The 22,299-nt window shown below is 53.2% G+C and carries 15 protein-coding genes and 1 pseudogene; 12 read left to right on the top strand and 4 right to left on the bottom strand.

The window, feature by feature from the left end; genetic code table 11:
* Positions 1-4: 4 nt before the first annotated feature.
* The gene (gene rlmKL, locus DZE2538_RS07370) at positions 5-2,128 is read right to left on the bottom strand and encodes a bifunctional 23S rRNA (guanine(2069)-N(7))-methyltransferase RlmK/23S rRNA (guanine(2445)-N(2))-methyltransferase RlmL (protein ID WP_038915987.1); all 2,124 of its coding nucleotides are present in this window, start codon (positions 2,126-2,128) and stop codon (positions 5-7) included.
* 183 nt (positions 2,129-2,311) lie between these two features.
* On the opposite strand from rlmKL, the gene DZE2538_RS07365 reads away from it, so the two are divergent.
* Positions 2,312-3,415 carry a YcbX family protein gene (locus DZE2538_RS07365; RefSeq protein ID WP_038915986.1) on the top strand — a complete coding sequence of 368 codons (1,104 nt, stop codon included), beginning with the start codon at positions 2,312-2,314 and terminating at the stop codon, positions 3,413-3,415.
* Positions 3,416-3,496: 81 nt separating this feature from the next.
* On the opposite strand, the gene DZE2538_RS07360 is transcribed toward DZE2538_RS07365, so the two are convergent.
* Both DZE2538_RS07360 and pyrD read right to left on the bottom strand, forming a co-directional pair.
* Positions 3,497-4,051 carry a cell division protein ZapC gene (locus DZE2538_RS07360; RefSeq protein ID WP_038915984.1) on the bottom strand — a complete coding sequence of 185 codons (555 nt, stop codon included), beginning with the start codon at positions 4,049-4,051 and terminating at the stop codon, positions 3,497-3,499.
* Positions 4,052-4,328: 277 nt separating this feature from the next.
* The gene (pyrD, locus tag DZE2538_RS07355) at positions 4,329-5,336 is read right to left on the bottom strand and encodes a quinone-dependent dihydroorotate dehydrogenase (protein WP_023640106.1); all 1,008 of its coding nucleotides are present in this window, start codon (positions 5,334-5,336) and stop codon (positions 4,329-4,331) included.
* A gap of 459 nt (positions 5,337-5,795) precedes the next feature.
* Here pyrD and ssuE point away from each other — a divergent pair, with 459 nt between their 5' ends.
* From ssuE to ssuB, 5 genes are read left to right on the top strand one after another with little or no spacing between them, the layout of a single operon-like run.
* The gene (ssuE, locus tag DZE2538_RS07350) at positions 5,796-6,350 is read left to right on the top strand and encodes an NADPH-dependent FMN reductase (RefSeq protein WP_038915983.1); all 555 of its coding nucleotides are present in this window, start codon (positions 5,796-5,798) and stop codon (positions 6,348-6,350) included.
* A gap of 31 nt (positions 6,351-6,381) precedes the next feature.
* Positions 6,382-7,341, top strand: coding sequence for a sulfonate ABC transporter substrate-binding protein (locus tag DZE2538_RS07345; RefSeq protein WP_038915982.1), 960 nt, complete (start codon positions 6,382-6,384; stop codon positions 7,339-7,341).
* Positions 7,342-7,372: 31 nt separating this feature from the next.
* Positions 7,373-8,521 carry an FMNH2-dependent alkanesulfonate monooxygenase gene (gene ssuD / locus DZE2538_RS07340; RefSeq protein ID WP_016940795.1) on the top strand — a complete coding sequence of 383 codons (1,149 nt, stop codon included), beginning with the start codon at positions 7,373-7,375 and terminating at the stop codon, positions 8,519-8,521.
* 11 nt (positions 8,522-8,532) lie between these two features.
* The gene (ssuC, locus tag DZE2538_RS07335; protein WP_038907634.1) at positions 8,533-9,324 is read left to right on the top strand and encodes an aliphatic sulfonate ABC transporter permease SsuC; all 792 of its coding nucleotides are present in this window, start codon (positions 8,533-8,535) and stop codon (positions 9,322-9,324) included.
* The gene (gene ssuB / locus DZE2538_RS07330; protein WP_038915981.1) at positions 9,321-10,109 is read left to right on the top strand and encodes an aliphatic sulfonates ABC transporter ATP-binding protein; all 789 of its coding nucleotides are present in this window, start codon (positions 9,321-9,323) and stop codon (positions 10,107-10,109) included. Before ssuC ends, ssuB begins: the two co-directional genes overlap by 4 nt.
* Before the next feature lie 103 nt (positions 10,110-10,212).
* Here the strand turns inward: ssuB and pepN are convergent, their stop codons facing one another.
* Positions 10,213-12,828 carry an aminopeptidase N gene (gene pepN / locus DZE2538_RS07325; RefSeq protein ID WP_038915980.1) on the bottom strand — a complete coding sequence of 872 codons (2,616 nt, stop codon included), beginning with the start codon at positions 12,826-12,828 and terminating at the stop codon, positions 10,213-10,215.
* 679 nt (positions 12,829-13,507) lie between these two features.
* Between pepN and pncB the strand changes: the two genes are divergently transcribed.
* From pncB to DZE2538_RS07295, 6 genes and pseudogenes are all read left to right on the top strand, one after another.
* A complete protein-coding gene (pncB, locus tag DZE2538_RS07320) occupies positions 13,508-14,713 on the top strand; it encodes a nicotinate phosphoribosyltransferase (RefSeq protein ID WP_038915979.1) in 1,206 nt (401 codons plus the stop codon).
* A gap of 186 nt (positions 14,714-14,899) precedes the next feature.
* Positions 14,900-16,300: an asparagine--tRNA ligase gene (gene asnS, locus DZE2538_RS07315; protein ID WP_038913756.1), complete on the top strand. Its 1,401-nt coding sequence runs from the start codon at positions 14,900-14,902 to the stop codon at positions 16,298-16,300.
* 294 nt (positions 16,301-16,594) lie between these two features.
* On the top strand, positions 16,595-17,683 hold the full coding sequence (locus DZE2538_RS07310) for a porin (protein WP_038915978.1): 1,089 nt from the start codon (positions 16,595-16,597) through the stop codon (positions 17,681-17,683).
* 559 nt (positions 17,684-18,242) lie between these two features.
* Complete coding sequence (locus DZE2538_RS07305) at positions 18,243-19,355, top strand: porin (RefSeq protein WP_038915977.1); 1,113 nt, start codon at positions 18,243-18,245, stop codon at positions 19,353-19,355.
* A gap of 480 nt (positions 19,356-19,835) precedes the next feature.
* Positions 19,836-20,914: pseudogene (locus DZE2538_RS07300) on the top strand (porin).
* A 192-nt stretch (positions 20,915-21,106) separates the two neighbouring features.
* Positions 21,107-22,297, top strand: coding sequence for an amino acid aminotransferase (locus DZE2538_RS07295; RefSeq protein WP_038915976.1), 1,191 nt, complete (start codon positions 21,107-21,109; stop codon positions 22,295-22,297).
* Positions 22,298-22,299: the final 2 nt, after the last annotated feature.

The raw sequence follows: 22,299 nt of genomic DNA, 5'->3' as shown, positions 1-22,299 counted from the left end.
GTAGTTATTTTTCCTCGCCGGCGTGTTTCAACAGCCAGCAGTTGTGAATCTGACGGTTACGGGCGAAATCCTGCGACTGTGTTTGCGCAGTAATTTCTTTCGCTTCCAGTCCCAGCGTGGCAAGCCCGGCCTTGTCCATCTGGAATCCGCGTTTGTTGTTAGAAAACAGGATGGTGCCACGAGGGCGCAACAGGCGTTTGAGCTGAGTCATCAGCATCAGGTGGTCACGCTGTACATCAAACGATTCGTCCATCCGTTTAGAGTTGGAGAAGGTCGGCGGGTCGATAAAAATCAGGTCAAACTGTTCGTGGGTTTCCCGCATCCATGCCAGGCAATCGGCGTGGATCAGCCGGTGCTGACGACCGGTCAAACCGTTAAGACGCAGGTTTTTCTCCGCCCATTCCAGATATGTACGCGACATATCCACTGTAGTCGTAGAGCGTGCGCCGCCCAGCCCCGCGTGCACACTGGCGCTGCCGGTGTACGCGAACAGGTTGAGGAAATCCTTGCCGTTACTCATTTCGCCCAGCATACGGCGCGCGATGCGGTGGTCGAGAAACAGCCCAGTGTCCAGATAGTCGGTCAGGTTAACCCACAGTTTGGCGTTGAACTCCGATACCTGCAGGAACTCCCCTTTCTCCGCCAGCTTTTCGTACTGGTTTTTGCCTTTCTGACGCTCGCGGGTTTTCAATATCAGATGACTGGCGGGCAACCCCAGTACGCTCAGGGTGGCATTCATCACATCAAACAGGCGCTGGCGCGCTTTCTGGGCGTCAACGCTTTTCGGCGGTGCGTATTCCTGAATCACCACCCGCTCACCGTAACGGTCTACCGCGACGTTATATTCCGGCAGGTCGGCGTCATACAGGCGATAGCACTCAATGCCCTGCTGCTGCGCCCATTTCTCCAACTTACGCAGATTCTTGCGCAGGCGGTTGGCAAAATCCTCGGCAAAGGCGGCCGTGGTTGGCTCACCATTTTCGTTTGCCGCCAGTTGGTAATTCTTCTGCACGCACTCCAGCGGGCCGTTTTTGGCTTTGAACTGGCGATCAGCACGCAGTTGCAGGCAACTGAGCAGTTCTGGCGAAGCGCTAAACAGCGACAGTTTCCAGCCGCCGAACTCACTTTTCATTTTGCGACCGAGCAGATTGTGCAACGCAATCAGCGCCGGTTCGCTCTCCAAACGTTCGCCGTAAGGCGGGTTGCTGACCACCGTCCCCGTCGGCCCTTGCGGCAACGGGTTCTTTAACTGTGTAGCGTCATGGGCTTCAAACCGAATCAGGGAACTGACACCAGCACGGCGCGCGTTGCTATTGGCTATCTCCACCATACGGCGGTCAATATCGGAACCGAAGAAACGAGAAGTGGTGGCCTGCAAACCCGCTCGGGCACGCTCCTGTGCCTCGGTGGTAATGCTTTTCCACAGCGTTGGGTTATGTTTTTGCCAGGCCAGAAAACCCCAATGCTGGCGATGCAAGCCGGGAGCGCGATCGGCCGCCATCATCGCCGCTTCAATCAGCAGCGTACCGGAGCCACACATCGGGTCCACCATCGGCGTACCGGTTTCCCAGCCGGAACGCAGCACAATCGCCGCGGCCAGGTTTTCTTTGAGCGGTGCTTGTCCGGCCATGTCACGATAACCGCGCAAATGCAGACTCTCGCCGCTGAGATCCAGCGCGATGCTGGCCTTCTCGCGTTGCAGAAAAACATTAATACGAATATCGGGCTGCTGGCGGGCAACATCCGGGCGCTGGCCGGTTTTACGGCTAAAGCTGTCGACAATCGCGTCTTTCACCTTAAGCGCGCCGTACTGGGTGTTGCGAATCTCATCATTGGTGCCGGTAAAATGCACGGCAAAGGTATGATTGACGTCAAACACCGAACTCCAGTCTATCGCCTGCACCCCCAGATACAGGTCCAGATCGCTATAGACTTTACACTCGTTGAGCGGCAGCAGGATGCGCGATGCCAGTCGGCTCCACATCAGGCTTTGGTACAGCAGCCGATCGTCTCCCTGAAAGTGCACCCCGCCCTGCACCACCGTGCAGTGCTGCGCGCCCAGCGCTTCAAGTTCACTTTTTAACAATTCTTCCAGACCACGTGCCGTGCTGGCAAACAGAGAGTTCATATCGCGACGATTACCTTCACTAAAGGACGACCTTGAAAAGAACGTTCTCAACGAAAGAAAACGTCCTCGAAAAAACGCACCGGAAAGAAAACCGGCATCGATAAAGAAAATTGAGGCGCATTATAGCTAATCCCGGCGGCTTGTCATAAAGTTGCCGCTTTACATCAGCAAGGAATCCTCACCGTGATTGTGTTAAGTCGGCTTTTTGTTCATCCGGTTAAATCCATGCGTGGTCTGCAATTGTCACAGGCGATGGTCAGCCCCAGCGGCCTGGCGTTTGACCGCATGTTGATGATCACCGAGCCCGATGGCACCTTCATTACTGCCCGCCAGTTTCCACAACTGGTGCTATTCACACCGGTGCTGACGCACGAGGGGGTTTTCCTGTCCGCACCGGATGGACAGACTTGTCTGGTGCGCGTTGACGATTTCGCCCCTGACACCGCGCCGACAGAAGTCTGGGGTAATCATTTTCAGGCCCGGATCGCCCCCGACGCCATCAACCAGTGGCTGAGCGGTTATCTGCAACGACCGGTACAACTGCGCTGGCAAGGGCCAGCGCTGTCACGCCGAGTCAAACGCCACCCGGATATCCCGCTGGGATTTGCCGACGGTTATCCCTTCCTGCTTGTCAACGACGCATCGTTTAACGATGTACGCCACCGTTGCGGTGCCGGTATCCGCATTGAGCAATTCCGCCCTAATCTGGTGGTCAGTGGTGCAGAAGCGTTCGCTGAAGACGGTTGGCAGACCCTGCGTATCGGCGAAGTGATGTTTGATGTGGCAAAACCCTGTAGCCGCTGTGTGCTGACCACCGTGAGTCCGGAACGTGGACGCAAACATCCGGCAGGCGAGCCGCTGGCAACGCTGCAACAATACCGAACGGCGGAAAACGGCGATGTCGATTTTGGCCTCAATCTTATCGCCCGCAATAGCGGTATCATTCGTGCAGGCGACAGCGTCGAAGTACTGTCGACTAAACCTCCCCGGCCTTATGGGGCTGGTGCCGTCACAGAAAGCCTGACGCCGCCGCCCAGCGCCGCCAAACCGGTACAAATTACCTATCAAGGGACAGAGTTCACCGGCAACAACCAGCAAATTCTATTGGAACAGCTGGAACAACAAGGAATACGCGTTCCTTATTCATGTCGGGCCGGGTTGTGCGGTTGCTGCCGACTGACACTCAACGACGGCAACGTGTCGCCGCTGAAAGCCAGCGCGCGAGGAGAGGACGGAACCATACTGGCGTGCAGTTGCATTCCGGTTGGGGATATTACGTTAACCTGATCAATGGTATTAATCTGATCAGTAGCATCAATCTGACAGGTTATGCATGGCGCGGGGCAACACGCCTCGCGTCGTCAATACTCAACCGGCAAAGGCGTAACGCGCCGACGTTTGGTCGTTTTCTTCCATCGCTGGGCTGAGACGGTCGTGCATGATTTTGATGGCATCGCCCAGTTGCATCGCTTTCCCGCTGAGCGTCAATTGCCCTTGTGCCAGCACACACAGGCTGGCTTTATCACCGGCCTCTACCACCATGAAATTCGCCGTTTCCGGACGCTCATTAAGCTGAACGCTAACCTGATCGCCGGTTTGCACCACAGCCTGAGCCCGCGGTTGCGCCACGAAATGCCAGCTTTTCGGCATCATCGGTTTCAGGAAACGGTTCGCTACCAGCGCATTCAGTACCAGTTCAGCCCGCGCTTCGGCTGATAATGCCAGTGTCTGGCATTTTTCCTGATAAGTGAAAAACAGTGCGGCATCCTCAACACAGAAGACGCTGGGCGTAAACGCATCCGGCGTTAGCATTGAAGAAGAGAAACGGGAACGAAATACCATGCCGTTGGCCAGATCAAGCATCAGGCGCGCCTGCTCGGTATCGAAATACCAGCGCCAGCTATCATCAGGGGTTAATTTCATCACATTACCTTTATTTATGCCTTACTGATGCCAAAGTCCCGGAAAACAGGCCAGGATGAATAATCGGCCGCCAATCAGTAAGCAACCGGAATGAATTAACTACAATCAACTTACCTGTGACTCGAATTATTCTGAGCAATAGGCTATTCGGTGTCATCAATAGCGTTAAAAATAACCCATCAGGCACGATGATGCTGTATTTTTGCACAAACGAAGAAAATATAGACCAGCGCGGGGGATAAATAAACCCCCAACGCCAGATAACGGGAATGAAAAATCAGATGTGGGTAACAATATCTTTAATCAGGCGCGGTCCACGATAAATAAATCCGCTATAAATCTGAACCAGCGTCGCCCCGGCCGCTAATTTTTCTCTGGCTGCGACCACAGAATCAATTCCCCCAACGCCAATAATCGGCAATCGGCCCTGCAATTCCTGCGATAACCGACGAATGACTTCGGTGCTGCGCAGTTGCAACGGTCGACCACTTAATCCACCCGTTTGACCACAATGGTTCAATCCCTGAATCAATTGTCTGTCGAGCGTGGTATTGGTGGCTATCACACCATCGATATTATGGCGCACCAGACTGTCGGCAATTTGGATCAATTCTTCTTCACAAAGATCTGGCGCAATTTTTACCGCGACCGGCACATATTTTTGGTAACGGGCATGCAGCTCGGTCTGTTTATTTTTCACAGCCTGTAACAAATCATCCAGCGCATCACCATATTGGAGCGTGCGTAATCCCGGTGTATTGGGAGAGGAAATGTTGATGGCGATATAACCGGCATGGGAATAGACCTTATCCATGCAGATCAGATAATCCTCTTTTCCCTGCTCTACCGGCGTGTCTTTATTTTTGCCGATATTAATGCCCAACACGCCACCAAAACGCGACTGTTTGACATTTTCCACCAGATTATCGACCCCACGGTTATTGAACCCCATGCGGTTGATAAGCCCTTCGGCCTCCACCACCCGAAACAGGCGCGGCTTGTCATTACCCGGTTGCGGACGCGGTGTCACGGTGCCGACTTCGATAAAGCCGAACCCCATCGCGCCGAGCGCATCAATGCACTCGCCGTCTTTATCCAGCCCGGCGGCCAACCCAAGCGGGTTGCGAAACGACAGCCCCATGCAGGTTACCGGCTTGGTAGGGACTGACTGACGAACCAGCCATTCAAAGGGGGTGTGGGTGATACGGCGCAACTGATGCAGGGTAAACTCGTGCGCCTGTTCGGGGTCGAGCTGGAATAACGCTTTACGAATGAGGGGATACATGACTTCTCCTGAATTCCCGGTTATAAACCGGGGGCGTATTATCATCCATCAACGGGCGAAAGGGAATTGACCTGGGCTAAAAAACACCACAACAACGCAATCGTTTTCCTTTCTTGCTGTTGGGTTGGAGCTTTTTTATCCGTTTTTTCACTTTTCATTCCACAATAAATCATTTTCCGACCCTCTCCCTCCTCTGCCAGACTAGCCAAACGGTTATTAAATTGTAAAAAACGATACCATTTGGTTATACCCAAAATAATTCGAGTTGCAGAAAGGCGGCGACGCAGCGAATCCCCAGGAGCTTACATTAGTAAGTGACTGGGGTGAGTGACAAATCTGCCGGGAGCAGATTTGAACGCAGCTCGCTGCGGCCCTGAAAGGGCGAGGCCCAGGGATGGGCCGAGTAAGAAAGCCAACGCATCTGCAACTTGAAGTATGACGGGTATATAAGGAGTCACTATGCGCGTTATCACGCTGGCAGGAAGCCCCCGCTACCCTTCCCGGTCAACGGCTTTACTACACCACGCTGGAAAATGGCTGGAAGCCAAAGGCGTCGAGGTGTTGCCGTGGCATCTGCACAATTTCCCGCCGGAAGACCTGCTCAATGCCCGTTTCGACAGCCCGCCGTTGCAAACCCTGAACGAACAACTCGCCAGCGCCGAGGGTGTGCTGGTCGCGACCCCGATTTATAAAGCATCGTTCTCCGGCGCGCTGAAAACCTTGCTGGACCTGCTGCCAGAGCGGGCACTGGAACATAAAGTGGTATTGCCACTGTCTACCGCCGGTTCCGTCGCTCACATGCTGGCGATGGACTACAGCCTCAAGCCAGTGTTAAACGCGCTGAAAGCCCAGGAAATCCTGCAAGGCGTATTTGCCGATGACAGCCAGATAAGTCACTACGATCGCACTCCGCATTTCCACGATGTGCTGGAAACGCGGCTACAAGAAGCGTTGCACCTTTTCTTTCAGGCATTGATTCGCCGTCAGCCTGAACCACTGCGTCAGAGCGCCTGACTCCGGTTTCATCTATAAGGAAAAATGTCACATGCTATCCTCGATTAAGCACGCCGCCTTGACGCTGCTTTTTACCGCCGCTGTTAGCGTATCCGCTTTCGCCCATGCCGACGACGCTCCCGAACAATTGCGCATCGGCTTTCAGAAAGGTTCGGTCAGCCTGGTGCTGGCTAAAACCCACCAGTTGCTGGAAAAGCAATTCCCCCATACCAAAATTAGCTGGATTGAATTTCCCGCCGGGCCGCAAATGCTCGAAGCGCTAAACATCGGCAGTATTGATATTGGCAGTACCGGTGATATTCCGCCGCTGTTTGCCCAGGCAGCCGGTGCCGATCTGGTTTATATCGGCGTCGAACCGCCGAAGCCCAAAGCCGAGGTGATTCTGGTTCGGGACGACAGCCCCATCAAGACCGTTGCCGACCTGAAAGGCCGCAAAGTAGCGTTCCAGAAAGGCTCCAGCTCGCATAATCTGTTGCTGCGTAACCTGCAAAAAGCCGGTCTGGCCTTCACCGATATTACGCCCGCCTATCTGACACCGGCAGACGCCCGTGCCGCGTTCCAGCAAGGCAACGTCGATGCCTGGACTATCTGGGATCCCTACTATTCGGCAGCGCTGTTGCAAGGGGGAGTCCGCGTTCTGGCCGATGGTACGGACCTGAACCTGACCGGGTCGTTCTATCTGGCCTCACGCCATTATGCCGATCAATACGGTCCGTTCCTGCAACAGGTGCTCAACACCCTGACCCAGGCTGATGCCCTGACCATCAGCCAGCGGGCACAAAGTGTCACGCTACTGGCGAATGCCATGGGGCTGCCGGAAGCTGTCATCAGCACCTATTTCGATCACCGGCCTATTACGGTGATTAAGCCGGTGGATGAACACACCCTGCAGGCCCAGCAGCACACCGCCGATCTGTTTTACGAAAACCATCTGATCCCCACCCGACTGGATGTCGCCAGCCGCATCTGGCACGCGCCGGTCACCCCCTAATTCTCAGCACGATTGCATGGAGACGATACGAATGAGTCTGAATATTTTCTGGTTTCTGCCTACTCACGGTGACGGCCGCTATTTTGGCCGCGGCGAAAATTCCCGCCCGGTTGATTACAGTTACCTGCAACAGATAGCCCAGGCAGCGGATCGCCTGGGATTCGGCGGCGTGCTGATCCCTACCGGACGCTCCTGTGAAGACTCCTGGCTGGTGGCATCGTCACTGATCCCGGTCACCCAGCGTTTGCGTTTTCTGGTGGCGTTACGACCGGGAATTATCTCGCCAACACTGGCCGCGCGTCAGGCCGCCACGCTGGACAGGCTGTCTAACGGGCGGGCGTTGTTTAATCTGGTGACCGGTGGTGACCCGGAAGAACTGGCCGCTGAAGGCCTGTTCCTTGATCATGAACAGCGCTATGAGGCTTCGGCCGAATTTACCCGCATCTGGCGGCGGGTGCTGGAAGGGGAAACCGTCGATTACGACGGCAAGCACATTCAGGTCAAAGGCGCCAAACTGCACTACCCACCGGTACAACAGCCACGCCCGCCACTGTATTTCGGCGGTTCATCCGATGCGGCGCTGGATCTGGCCGCCGAACAGGTAGAGCTTTACCTCACCTGGGGCGAGCCTCCCGAGCAGGTGAAAGAAAAGATCGAACGTGTACGGGCCAAAGCCGCGGCACAAGGGCGTAGTGTACGGTTCGGCATCCGCCTGCACGTGATTGTACGTGAAACCAATGAAGAGGCGTGGCAAGCCGCTAATCGGCTGATCTCCCGGCTGGACGACGACACCATCGCCGAAGCGCAGGCATCGCTGAAACGTTTTGACTCCGTGGGCCAGCAACGCATGGTGGCGTTACATGGCGGTCGCCGTGACAAGCTGGAGATCAGCCCCAATTTGTGGGCCGGCATCGGTCTGGTACGTGGCGGTGCGGGGACGGCGTTGGTCGGCGACCCGCAGACGGTGGCGCAGCGCATTCAGGAATATGCCGATTTGGGTATCGATACCTTTGTGTTGTCAGGCTACCCGCATCTGGAAGAGGCCTATCGCGTAGGCGAATTGCTGTTCCCACATCTGGATGTCGCGGTACCCGAGGTGCCACAGCCACAACCGCTGCGCTCACAGGGTGAAATCGTCGGCAACGAGTTCGTCCCGCTGCTCAAAGCGGCACAAAGCTAAGGAGCAAGCCGATGCTGAGGATCCTGACACCGATCACCACACGCCTGACGCCCTGGTTGCTGCCGTTACTGCTGGTGGTGCTCTGGCAACTCGCTTCCAGCGCAGGCTGGCTTTCCACCCGCATTCTGCCGTCACCGCAGGCAATCACCCATACCTTCTGGCGGCTTATCCGCAGTGGCGAACTGTGGCAGCACCTTAGCATCAGCACCTGGCGTGCGCTGACCGGGTTTGCCATCGGCGGCACGCTGGGGCTGGTGTTGGGGTTTATTACCGGGTTATCCCGCACCGGTGAGCGCCTGCTGGATACGTCCATGCAAATGCTGCGCAATGTGCCGCATCTGGCACTGATCCCGCTGGTAATCCTGTGGTTTGGCATTGATGAGAGCGCCAAGATTTTTCTGGTGGCACTCGGCACTCTGTTCCCCATTTACCTCAACACCTACCACGGCATCCGCACCATCGACAGCGGCTTGTTGGAAATGGCACGCAGTTACGGGTTATCGGGCTTTCGGCTGTTCCGCGAAGTCGTGCTACCCGGCGCGCTACCGTCGATCATGGTCGGTGTGCGCTTTTCGCTCGGCTTGATGTGGCTGACGCTGATCGTGGCAGAAACGATATCTGCCAGTTCCGGCATCGGTTATCTGGCGATGAACGCGCGCGAGTTCCTGCAAACCGATGTGGTGGTGGTAGCGATTATTCTGTACGCCCTGCTGGGCAAACTGGCGGATATCATCGCCCTGACGCTGGAGCGCCTCTGGCTACGCTGGCACCCCAGTTGGCAACGAACGGAGGAACACGCATGACATTCACCCCTACTCCACCCGCGCGCCTGAACGTCGGTACGCCACTGTTGATTAACGGTGTGACCAAACGCTATGGCCAGCGCACCATCTTACATGACGTGCATCTGCATATTCCGTCCGGCCAGTTCGTGGCGGTAGTCGGTCGCAGTGGCTGCGGTAAAAGTACCCTGCTGCGGCTGCTGGCCGGTCTGGAACACGCCAGCCAGGGTGAACTGTTGGCCGGTCGTGCCCCGCTACATCAGGCTCGCGATGATATCCGGTTGATGTTTCAGGAAGCCCGCCTGCTGCCATGGAAACGGGTGATCGATAATGTCGGGTTAGGGTTGCGCGGTGACTGGCGTCCTGACGCGCATCAGGCACTGGAGGCTGTCGGATTATCGACACGGGCCGCTGACTGGCCAACGGCACTCTCCGGTGGCCAAAAGCAGCGAGTGGCACTGGCGCGGGCGCTGATCCACCATCCCGGCCTGTTATTGCTGGACGAACCACTGGGCGCACTCGACGCGCTGACCCGTATCGAGATGCAAGGGCTGATTGAATCATTGTGGCTACAACAAGGGTTCACCGTAGTGCTGGTGACGCATGACGTCAGCGAGGCGGTGAGCCTCGCCGACCGGGTTATCCTGATAGAAGACGGTCAGGTCGGGCTGGATATCATGGTTGACCTGCCGCGCCCACGCCGTCGCGGCTCCGCCCGGCTGGCAGAGCTGGAAGCACAAGTGCTGGAGCGGATTTTAACGCCTGCTGCTCGCGAGCCCCTCTACCCTTCACAGGCGCACGCCTGACAGGTGTACCCACTCAGGGTGTAAAAAAACCACCGTCTGCGAGCAGCGGTGGTTTTTTATTACCGTTATCCTATCAGGCAGATGCCGTCAGGATAGGGCGATATTACGCGTCCAGCGCTTTAGTTATCTTCTCAAACAGATCGCCCGACAGGTTTTCCAGCCCTTTGAGGGTTTCCAGCGCCTGACGCATCAGCGCCTGACGGGCCGCATCGTAACGTTTGAGGCGAATCAGCGGTTCAATCAGACGTGACGCCACCTGCGGGTTGCGGGTGTTCAGCTCGGTGAGCATCTCAGTGAGGAACTGATAGCCACTGCCGTCTTGAGCGTGGAACGCCGATGGGTTGCCCGCACAGAACGATCCTATCAGCGAGCGCAGCCGGTTCGGGTTGTTCAGGCTGAAGGAGCGATGGTTGAGTAAGTCACGAACCCGGTGTAGCACGTCACTGGCCGGGCTGCTGGCTTGCAGAACAAACCATTTGTCCATCACCAGACCATCCTGATGCCAGCGTTCGTCAAACGCCGCCAGCAAACCGTCCCGGCACGGCAACTGCGCCGCTACCGAGGCCGCCATCGCCGCCAGCGAATCCGTCATGTTGTCCGCCTGCGCAAATTGCACCGCCACCAGCTTGTCAGCCTGTTCTCTTTCGGCAAACGCCAGATAGTGCAAGCACAAGTTGCGCAGGGCGCGTTTACCCATGTCCTGTTGATCAACACGGTAAGAAGGCAGTTTATTGGCACGGTATACCGCCAGCAATTCGTCCGCCATTTCCTGCGCCAGCGTCTGTGTCAGTGACTGACGCACTGCAGCGATAGCTTCCGGGTCGATAACCTCAAACAGTTCCGCCATTTCGTTTTCGCTCGGCAGCGACAGAATCTGCGACGCCAGCATCGGGTCCAGACCGTCATCCAACAGCACACCGCGAAATGCGTCTACCACATGCATCGGTAACGATAGCGGTTGTTTTTGCTGATGGCGCGCTACATTCAGGCGAATATAGTTCGCCAGCAGGCTCTGAGCGGCATCCCAACGGGAAAAGGCATTGCTGGCATGACGCATCAGGAACGTCAGTTGTTCATCGCTCCACGGATAGTTCAGTTTGACCGGCGCGGAGAATTCACGCAGCAACGACGGTACCGGCTGACAAGGAACCTCATCAAACACGAACGTTTGCTCAGCTTCGGTGACGTTCAGTACCGAGCCCAGTTTCTGGCCTTTCTGACGCAGCGGGATAACCTTCCCTTCGCTATCGTACAGTTCAATATCCAGCGGGATATGCAGCGGCAGCTTGGCTTGTTTATCGGCACCGACAGGCGTCATCTGGCTAACATGCAGGTGGTACTGGTGGGTTGCTGCGTCATAGTCGTCGCGTACTGTCATCACCGGCGTACCAGACTGGCTATACCAGCGACGGAATTGCGACAGATCGACACTGGAAGCGTCCTCCATCGCCTGCACAAAGTCATCACAGGTCGCCGCGCTGCCGTCATGACGATCAAAATAGAGCCGCATCCCCGCCTGGAATTTCTCTTCGCCCAGCAGCGTGTGCATCATACGAATCACTTCCGACCCTTTTTCATACACCGTCAGGGTATAGAAGTTATTCATTTCGATAACCTGATCCGGGCGAATCGGGTGGGACATCGGGCTGGCATCTTCAGCAAACTGTGCACCGCGCATCACCCGTACGTTATCGATACGGTTAGCCGGGCGGGAACCGACATCAGAGCTGAACTCCTGATCGCGGAACACCGTCAGCCCTTCTTTCAGGCTAAGCTGGAACCAGTCGCGGCAGGTCACGCGGTTACCGGTCCAGTTGTGGAAATACTCGTGGGCTATCACCGCCTCGATACCGAGGTAGTCCTTGTCGGTGGCGGTTTCGGCTTTGGCTAGCACAAACTTGGAGTTGAAAATGTTCAACCCTTTATTTTCCATCGCCCCCATATTGAAGAAGTCCACCGCCACGATCATATAAATGTCGAGGTCATATTCCAGCCCAAAACGGGTTTCATCCCACTTCATGGCGTTTTTCAGCGAGGTCATCGCCCAGTCGGCTCGATCGAGGTTGCCGCGATCGACAAACAGTTCCAGCGCGACATCACGGCCGGAACGGGTGACAAAAGTGTCGCGCAGCACGTCAAAATCACCGGCAACCAGCGCAAACAGGTAACAAGGTTTCGGGAACGGGTCTTGCCATTCCACCCAGTGACGTCCGTTCTCCACTTCACCCTGCCCAACGCGGTTACCATTGGAAAGCAGGTACGGGTAACGGGCTTTGTCGGCAGTGATGCGAGTAGTGAAACGCGCCAGAACATCCGGCCGGTCGAGATAATAGGTAATGTGGCGGAATCCTTCGGCCTCACACTGCGTACACAGCGCGTCACCGGATTGATATAACCCTTCCAGCGCACTGTTCGCCGCCGGGTTAATCTCTGTTTCAATCCGCAGGGTGAATTTTTCCGGCACGCCGGTCAGTTCCAGGCCGTCGTCCAGTAAGCGATGTGCCTGCCAGTCTTGCCCATCGACCTGGACACTCAGCAGGGTTAGCCCTTCCCCATTCAGTTTTAGTGCCGCGCCCTTTTCTCCCTGCAACACGACCTGACTGACGGCCACCACCCGGGTCTTTTGCGGATGCAGATCAAAATCCAGTGCAATGTCGGTAATGGTGTAGTCCGGCGCACGGTAATCGTGCCGGTATTTGACTTGTGGTTGTTGACTCATGACTGATTACCTTAATGACAGCAGTAATAGTGACGGTAAGACGTGTTCCGGTGGCCCCTCTGCTTCCTTCTTATTCATGAAGCACGTTATTCACGAAGCACGTTTTTATTCATGCAGCACATTATCCGTGAATACCGGTTTTATATTACGAGCACACCAGATGTTATCGGATGTCCATCATCCGTAACATTCGCCAGGCGACGATGACGTCCTTTATATATTCACACAGTAAACAAGGTTAAACAGCGAACCCGGTACAACGCCACGCCAGAGGCGCTCAGGTCACCCTATGATCATCGGGTTACGCGGTTTATTCCGTTTACTTTATACGCAGTTCCGTTATTCAACAGGCTGTTACGTCTATTAAAGGGGAGTGACTGCCGGAATGCAAACTTTCCTGTCATACCCTACGGCGTGCGGCGACGGCCAGTTTTTTCGGGCAATTTTGTTTAGTATAAAAAACATTATAATTCAATCACTCATGGTAAACAGGGCGTAAAAACAGCTACTTTTTTGTCACAATCGCACGATTGAATCTCGCCTTCATCCTCCCAATATGATGTGATAAGCCCAGTTGAACAAACAGCGTGCTCTCGCTGCCAATGACCATACCAGTCACTTGCATTAACTTGTAAAATTAACTTGTAAATTGTATTAAACGAGGATGCGGTAACGCATTATGACTTTACACACAGCCCCGATACTGACCTCATTGCTGGATACTGACGCCTACAAATTGCATATGCAGCAGGCGGTATTCCACCACTATTATGATGTGCATGTGGCGGCGGAATTTCGCTGTCGCGGCGATGAGTTGTTAGGGCACTACGCCGATGAGATTCGGGCACAAGTGGAGGCCATGAGCCACTTGTCGTTGCACGACGATGAGTACGCCTACCTCTCCTCGCTGCCCTTTTTCAACACCGACTACCTCGCCTGGTTGAAGACGTTCCGCTTCAACCCATCGCAGATCCAGGTTCGCAACCATCAAGGTAAACTGGATATTCGGATCGCCGGACCGTGGCGTGAAGTCATTTTGTGGGAAGTCCCGTTACTGGCGGTCATCAGTGAAGTGGTCCACCGTGCCCGCACACCTGGCGGACATATCGATGCCGCACTCGACCAGTTGCACCATACGCTGGCAAGTTTCCGCCAGCATAGTGCTGATGTCGATCTGAGCCGCTTTAAGCTGATGGATTTCGGTACCCGTCGCCGTTTCTCTCGTGAAGTTCAGCACCAAATCGTACGCACCCTGAAAGCGGAATTCCCTTACCTGATCGGCACCAGCAATTATGACCTGGCACGTCGCCTGCAACTGGCACCGGTCGGTACTCAGGCGCACGAATGGTTCCAGGCGCATCAGCAAATCAGTCAGACCCTGGCGAACAGTCAGCGGGCGGCACTGGATGCCTGGCTGTTGGAATATCCTGACCAACTCGGCATCGCGCTTACCGATTGCATCACCATGGATGCGTTCCTGCGCGACTTTGATCGTTCATTCGCCCGCCGTTATCAAGGGTTACGCCATGATTCCGGCGACCCGATTGAATGGGGTGAAAAAGCTATCGCCCATTACCATGCGCTTGATATCAACCCGATGGAAAAAACACTGGTGTTTTCCGATAATCTCAATCTGGAAAAAGCACTGCATCTCTATCGCCACTTCGGGCAACGCATCAACGTCGTCTTTGGTATCGGCACCCGCCTGACCTGCGATATCCCGGGAGTGAAACCGCTGAATATCGTCATCAAACTGGTGGAATGCAACGGCAAACCGGTGGCCAAGCTGTCTGATAGCCCGGGAAAAACCATTTGTCAGGATCAGGCTTTTGTCAGTGCGCTGCGTAAAGCCTTTGACCTGCCCCGAGTGAAAAAAGCCTCCTGAGTCGTACACCACCTGTACGACTGACTACTCTTTAAGCCAGTAACACCGGAATCGCATAAAACTTGCCACGTTCCGGTGATTTCTGCTTGTGTCCTGCCCGACGACAAGTAACATAACGAAACACCCGTATTCGGGTAGTAAACTATTACATTTCACCCATTAAATTTCACCAATAGAGAGAATGTTATGAGCGTAGTGCCTGTAGTCGATGTACTGCAAGGCCGTGTCGCCGTTGACAGTGACGTCACCGTGCGCGGCTGGGTACGTACCCGGAGAGACTCTAAAGCCGGTATTTCCTTTATTGCCGTCTATGACGGTTCCTGCTTTGATTCGCTACAGGCTGTCGTCAATAATAATCTTGCTAATTATCAGAGCGACATCTTGCGCCTGACGACGGGCTGTTCGGTAGAAGTCACCGGTAAGGTGGTGGAATCTCCGGGTGAAGGCCAAAGCTTCGAACTGCAGGCCACGGAACTCAAGGTCGTCGGCTGGGTGGAAGACCCGGATACGTACCCGATGGCGGCTAAGCGCCACAGTATCGAATATCTGCGTGAAGTCGCGCACTTACGCCCGCGCACCAACCTGATCGGTGCCGTCGCCCGTGTGCGTCACACGCTGGCGCAGGCTATTCATCGCTTCTTCCATCAGAACGGTTTCTATTGGGTCTCTACCCCTATCATTACCGCTTCCGATACCGAAGGCGCAGGTGAAATGTTCCGCGTTTCCACGCTGGACCTGGAAAACCTGCCACGTGACGATCAGGGCAAAGTCGATTTCAGCGAAGACTTCTTCGGTAAAGAAGCGTTTCTGACCGTATCCGGCCAGCTTAACGGCGAAACCTACGCCTGTGCCCTGTCTAAAATCTATACCTTCGGGCCGACCTTCCGCGCGGAAAACTCCAATACCAGCCGCCACCTGGCGGAATTTTGGATGATTGAACCGGAAGTCGCCTTCGCAACACTGGATGACGTTGCTGCGCTGGCGGAAAACTTGCTGAAATTTGTGTTCAAGGCCGTACTGGAAGAACGTGCTGACGACATGAAATTCTTCGCCGAACGCGTGGATAAAGACGCGGTCAGCCGTCTGGAACGTTTTGTCACCTCTGATTTCGCTCAGGTGGATTACACCGACGCCATCACGATTCTGGAAAACTGCGGGCAGACGTTCGAGAACCCGGTATCCTGGGGTATCGATCTCTCTTCCGAGCACGAACGCTATCTGGCAGAGAAACACTTCCAGGCACCGGTTGTGGTGAAGAACTACCCGAAAGACATCAAAGCCTTTTATATGCGTATGAACAGCGACGGTAAAACCGTGGCGGCGATGGACGTACTGGCACCGGGCATCGGCGAGATTATCGGCGGTTCACAACGTGAAGAGCGTCTGGATCAACTGGATATCCGTCTGGAAGAGATGGGACTGAGCAAAGAAGACTATTGGTGGTATCGCGATTTGCGTCGCTATGGCACCATCCCGCATTCGGGTTTTGGACTCGGTTTTGAACGTTTGATAGCTTATGTAACCGGTGTACAAAATGTGCGCGATGTGATTCCGTTCCCGCGTACGCCGCGTAACGCCACGTTCTAAGCAAAAAATAACATAAGAAAAACAGATATATGTAACAAAGAAGGGCACCTGAAACGGTGCTCTTTTTTTTGTTTTAGAGATAGCTCACAAAGTTCCGCAATTTTTACAAATTGAAATACATATTTTCTAATGGTTACTCCATTTGTGAATTTGTATCATTTTAACGGTAGATTAACGCGCGGGTGAATGGAAAACTGCGTGCAGACACAGGAAGACAACTGCATTTGCAATAAAGTTCCGTTAAGTTTTTTTTACTGTGATGCAGATGTCTGAATAACACCAATGAGGGTAATAATGATGAAGCGCAATATTCTTGCAGTGGTAATCCCTGCGCTGTTGGCTGCCGGTGCAGCTAACGCGGCTGAAGTATACAACAAAGACGGCAACAAACTGGACCTGAACGGTAAAATTGACGGTCTGCATTACTTCTCCAAAGACAGCGGCAACAGCGGCGATCAGACCTATGCACGTCTGGGCTTCACCGGCGAAACCAAGATCAACAGCGATCTGACTGGTTACGGTCGTTTTGAAACTCAGTTCAACGCTCAGAACGCTGAAGACACTAACGGCAAAACAGGCAAAACTCGTTACGCTTATGCCGGCCTGAAATTTGGTGATTTCGGTTCTATCGATTACGGTCGTAACCGTGCTGTCGGCTATGACGGTATCTCTTACACTGACGTACTGCCGGAATTCGGCGGTGACCAGGGTTATACTGATAACCTGACTGGCCGTAACGCGGGTGTTGCGACTTACCGCAACAAAAACTTCTTCGGCCTGGTTGATGGCTGGGATTTCGCACTGGGTTATCAGAGTGCTCATAGCGAATCTACCAACGTAGCAAGACAAACGGGTGCTGGCTGGGCGATTTCTTCCAGCTATACCGCACCGTTTGGTGTGGGTGTAATCGGTTCCTATACCGAGGCTAACCGTACCCAGACTCAAGTGGCCGACAATCAGGGTAAAAAAGCTGAAGCCTGGGCTACTGGTCTGAAATATGACGCAAACAGCGTCTACGTTGCTGCTACTTATGGCGAATACCATAACCTGAGCTACACTGGCAAAAACACATTCACCAACCCTTCAACCAATTTATCCCAAGCAGAAGCTTTGGATACTACCAAAGTGTTTGAAGCTGTTGCTCAGTACAACTTTGACTTCGGTCTGACCCCGTCTGTAGGTTATGTTTCCGCGAAAGCGAAAGATGACAAACAAGCCACTAACGATTACATCACCAAGTACGTTAGCCTGGGCCTGACCTACGCGTTCAACAAGAACTTCTCTACCTATACTGAGTACGATATCAACCTGCTCAAAAGCGATAACGCCTATGGTTTGGGCACCAACGACACCGTTGCTGTCGGTGTGGTTTACCAGTTCTAATCTAGTCGCTATCAGTTAACGACGCTGTCGTAAACTGGCTCGCTATAAAATGCCGATCACATTTTGATCGGCATTTTTATTTTCACCAAATTGCCCATCGCGTTAGAGACACGTTTCACCGACTTTTGGGTTAAGATACGACCACAACATGCCCAATCGCAAAAACAACACCACTGCGTAGCATACGCAGTATTTATGACAAAAAAGCACGTAAATCATTAAAAAATCATGACAGTTATGCGAGTTTTCTCTTACAAAGAAAATTTATAACCTTATGATAAAAAAGTGAATAATAAAGAAGATAAGAATAAAAGCTGCTTATACCTGAAGTCTTACGCGAAATCAGAGTGTGACACACCTCTAAATTCATATTTAGAAACACAATAAAACATAGTGTTTCACAAACCAGTAATTAGTAGCGTTTGTGGAGTGGATAATCATCATTGTGAATGAAACACTGCGTTTGGACACATAAGACACCACCATAATGCAGAAGTTCAGTTCAGATTGTTCTGCAAAAATGAGTGGGCGTGAACCAACACAATGAGGGTTATTTATAATGATGAAACGTAATATTCTGGCAGTGGTAATCCCGGCACTGTTGGCAGCAGGTGCCGCCAACGCAGCAGAAGTTTATAACAAAGACGGCAACAAGCTGGACCTGAACGGTAAAATTGACGGCCTGCACTACTTCTCCAAAGATAGCGGCAACAGCGGTGACCAGACCTATGCTCGTCTGGGTTTCTTGGGTGAAACCAAAATCAACAGCGACCTGACTGGTTACGGCCGTTTGGAATATCAGTTCAACGCCGCCAACGCTGAAGATACTAACGGTGCCAGCGGTAAAACGCGTTATGCTTATGCTGGTCTGAAATTTGCCAACTTTGGCTCTCTGGATTACGGTCGTAACCGTAACGTGACTTACGATGGGATCGCTTATACTGACGTACTGCCGGAATGGGGTGGTGACTCTGGTTACACCAACAGCTTTACCGGCCGTAGCTCTGGTGTGGCTAACTATCGCAACAAAAACTTCTTCGGTCTGGTTGACGGCCTGAACTTTGGCCTGAGCTACCAGTCTGCGCATAATGACTCCATTGCTAACTCCAGAAACAACCTCGGTGCTGGCTACGCGGTGTCTACCTCCTACACCTCTCCGATTGGCGTAGGTATTGTTGGGTCTTACGGTCATGTCAACCGTGCTAACAAAAACTCCACCTTCGCCACTCAGGCAACTGATGGTCGCGGTACCGATGCAGAAGTATGGGCCACTGGCCTGAAATATGATGCCAACAGCATTTATGTGGCAGCCACCTACGGTGAATACCGTAACCTGTCTTACGTTGGCTTCAGCTCCTTCAAAACTGGAAACACCTACTCTGGCACAACTGCTTTCGACAAAACACAAGTCTTTGAAGCTGTTGCCCAGTACGCGTTTGACTTCGGTCTGAAACCGTCTATCGGTTATGTTTCTGCTAAGGCGAAAGATGAGACTGCTGCAACCCATCTGAACGATTACATCGTGAAATATGTCAGCTATGGTCTGACCTACTCCTTCAACAAGAACTTCTCAACCTATACCGAGTATGACATGAACCTGCTGAGCAGCAGCAATGCATACCATATGGCAACTGACGACCGCGTTGCTGTCGGTGTGGTTTACCAGTTCTAATCCAGCTTCACTTCTCTGAAGTGACGTTGCGTAAAGCCGGGGATAACGCCCCGGCTTTTTCTTATCCGGCAACCTTCCCTTTAAAAAGAAAAATGTATTCTGCCCCTACCCTGTGAAAATTAATTGCCCTCCACACGTGACATTCCACAGTGATACTCATGCCTGTTGATGTACACCACTGACGCCGGTCTTGAAAATCACATCTAAAATTAATAAAACCACAACAAAGAAAAAAACCATAACCCATTGTTTAATAACAATTAAAAAATAAACAAAACTGAAACATAATAATTTTATTCGGATAAAAACATAATATTGCACCCCTACCACTCTCGTATCACATTCAGTCTGGTTCCCTCCCTTCCAGGATGTGAGACTGCAGCCGAAAAAAACAAAAAAATAACAATACTCCAGCGGCTTCTCTTTGCTGTCCGGCAGAAATGCGGCAGCGCACATTAACGGGTTATGAGGGTAAGGGTGATGAAACATCTGATAGCGATGTCAGCGGTATCGGTATGCTTGTTTTCCGGCGGGCTGGCCAGCGCGGCTGACGTTTATAATAACCAGGGTAATAAAATTGATCTGTATGGCAAGGTGCGGGCAGGTTATTACTTTGGCGATAAAACCAACAGTTTCAAAGGGAATGGTGATTCGACGTATGCACGGTTGGGAATAAAAGGCGAGACGCAGATAAACCAGGATATTACCGGTTACGGCAACTACGAATACCACTTTGATGCCAGTAAGGCGGAAGACACCAACGTGGTAAACGGGAAAACCCGCTATGCGTACGCGGGTTTGAAATTTCGTCAATTCGGCAGTATCGACTACGGCAGGAATAAAGGCATCGCCTACGACGGCTTATCCTATACCGATGTGTTGCCAGAGTTTGGTGGTGACCAAGGCTATACCGACAGTATTACTGGCCGTACTGCTGGCGTTGCGACCTATCGCAACAAGAATTTCTTTGGCCTGGTCGACGGGTGGGATATCGGTTTGCAGTATCAGTCTGCACACACGGATTCCAGCAACCCCGCCCTTCAGGTCGGTATGGTGTGGGCGTATCATCCGCGTATACCTCCCCCAGTGGTCTGGGGGTTATCGCGTCTTACGAAACGGTTAATCGTACAACGGCACAACGCGCAACCAATGAAGGCGACAAAGCTGATGCCTGGGCTGCGGGGGTGAAATACGATGCCAACAGCGCCTATCTCGCAGTTATGTATGGCCTATTCCACAACCTGACCTTCATCGGTACGTCCACCACCGCCTTTGCCGATAAAACCAAGATCTTCGAGGCGGTCGCGCAGTATCACTTTGATACGGGACTGACACCATCTTTAGCCTATATCGCCGCCAGGGCATACGATGAAACCGGCCTCGGGCAAGCTACCAGCGGATACATTACCCGCTACGTCAGTCTAGGGGTGAATTACACCTTCAATAAGAACATGGTGATGAATGTCGCCTATCTGCGCAACCTGATTAGCAGTACCAATAATCCGTTTGCCAGAAAGACCGATGACACCCTGTTCACCGGCCTGGTATATCAGTTCTGACAACCCGCACTATTCCCGATACACACGATAACGACAGTGTATACGCTGCCTTTGTCATGAGTATCGGGAAAAAATCCCGACTGCCCCACCGCTCTCATTATTTCCGTTTCTTTTGATGCAAACGGTTGGCAAAGCCGAACGCTGGCGTTAACCTGCTATTTCTGTTTATTCTCTGTCATGGATTACTTCGCAATGTTTGAAAAAATCTCTGCCGCACCTGCTGACCCGATCCTGGGGTTGGCCGATTTGTTTCGCGCTGACGAACGCCCCCACAAGATTAACCTGGGGATTGGGGTCTATAAAGACGAAACCGGCAAGACACCTGTACTCACCAGCGTAAAAAAAGCAGAGCAGTTACTGCTGGAAACAGAAACCACCAAAAACTACCTGAGTATTGATGGCATACCGGAATTCGCCCGCTGCACTCAGGAGCTGTTATTTGGTAAGCAGAGTAACATCATTGCGAATAAACGTGCACGCACCGCACAGACGCCGGGCGGCACCGGTGGCTTACGCGTGGCAGCAGACTTCATTGCCAACCAGACCAGCGCCAAGCGCATTTGGGTGAGCAATCCAAGCTGGCCGAACCACAAAAACGTTTTTGCCGCTGTCGGCCTCGAAGTCTGTGATTACACCTACTACGATGCAGCTAACCACAAGCTGGATTTTGACGGCATGCTGACCAGCCTGAGCGCGGCCCAGGCGGGCGATGTCGTTCTGTTCCATGGCTGCTGCCACAACCCTACTGGTATCGATCCGACGAAAGAACAGTGGGAACAACTGGCGGTACTGGCACAGGAGAAAGGCTGGCTGCCGTTGTTCGACTTCGCTTATCAGGGCTTTGCCCGTGGCCTTGAGGAAGACGCTGAAGGCCTGCGTATTTTTGCCGCCAGACATCAGGAGCTGATCGTCGCCAGTTCCTATTCCAAGAACTTTGGTCTGTACAACGAACGTGTCGGTGCCTGCACGATTGTGGCGGCTGACGCCGCTATTGCCGATACGGCATTCAGTCAGGTCAAAGCAGGCATTCGCGCCAACTACTCTAACCCGCCGTCACACGGTGCGGCAGTGGTGGCGACCGTGTTGTCTAACGAATCCCTGCGCAATATCTGGGAACAGGAATTAACGGCAATGCGCGAACGCATCCAGCGCATGCGCCACCTGTTTGTCAGCACCTTGCAGGAAAAAGGCGCTAATCAGGACTTCTCCTTTATTATCAACCAGAATGGCATGTTCTCCTTCAGTGGTCTCAATAAAGACCAGGTATTGCGTCTGCGTAACGAGTTCGGTATTTACGCCGTGAACTCAGGCCGCATCAACGTAGCCGGTATGACACCAGAGAACATGGCACCGTTGTGCGAAGCCATCGTCGCCGTACTGTAATA

The sequence above is a fragment of the Dickeya zeae NCPPB 2538 genome, assembly GCF_000406165.1.
GTDB classification, from domain to species: Bacteria; Pseudomonadota; Gammaproteobacteria; order Enterobacterales; family Enterobacteriaceae; genus Dickeya; species Dickeya zeae.
The sequence above is the reverse complement of the archived record's forward strand: the minus strand, read 5'-3'. Positions and strand labels throughout refer to the sequence as shown.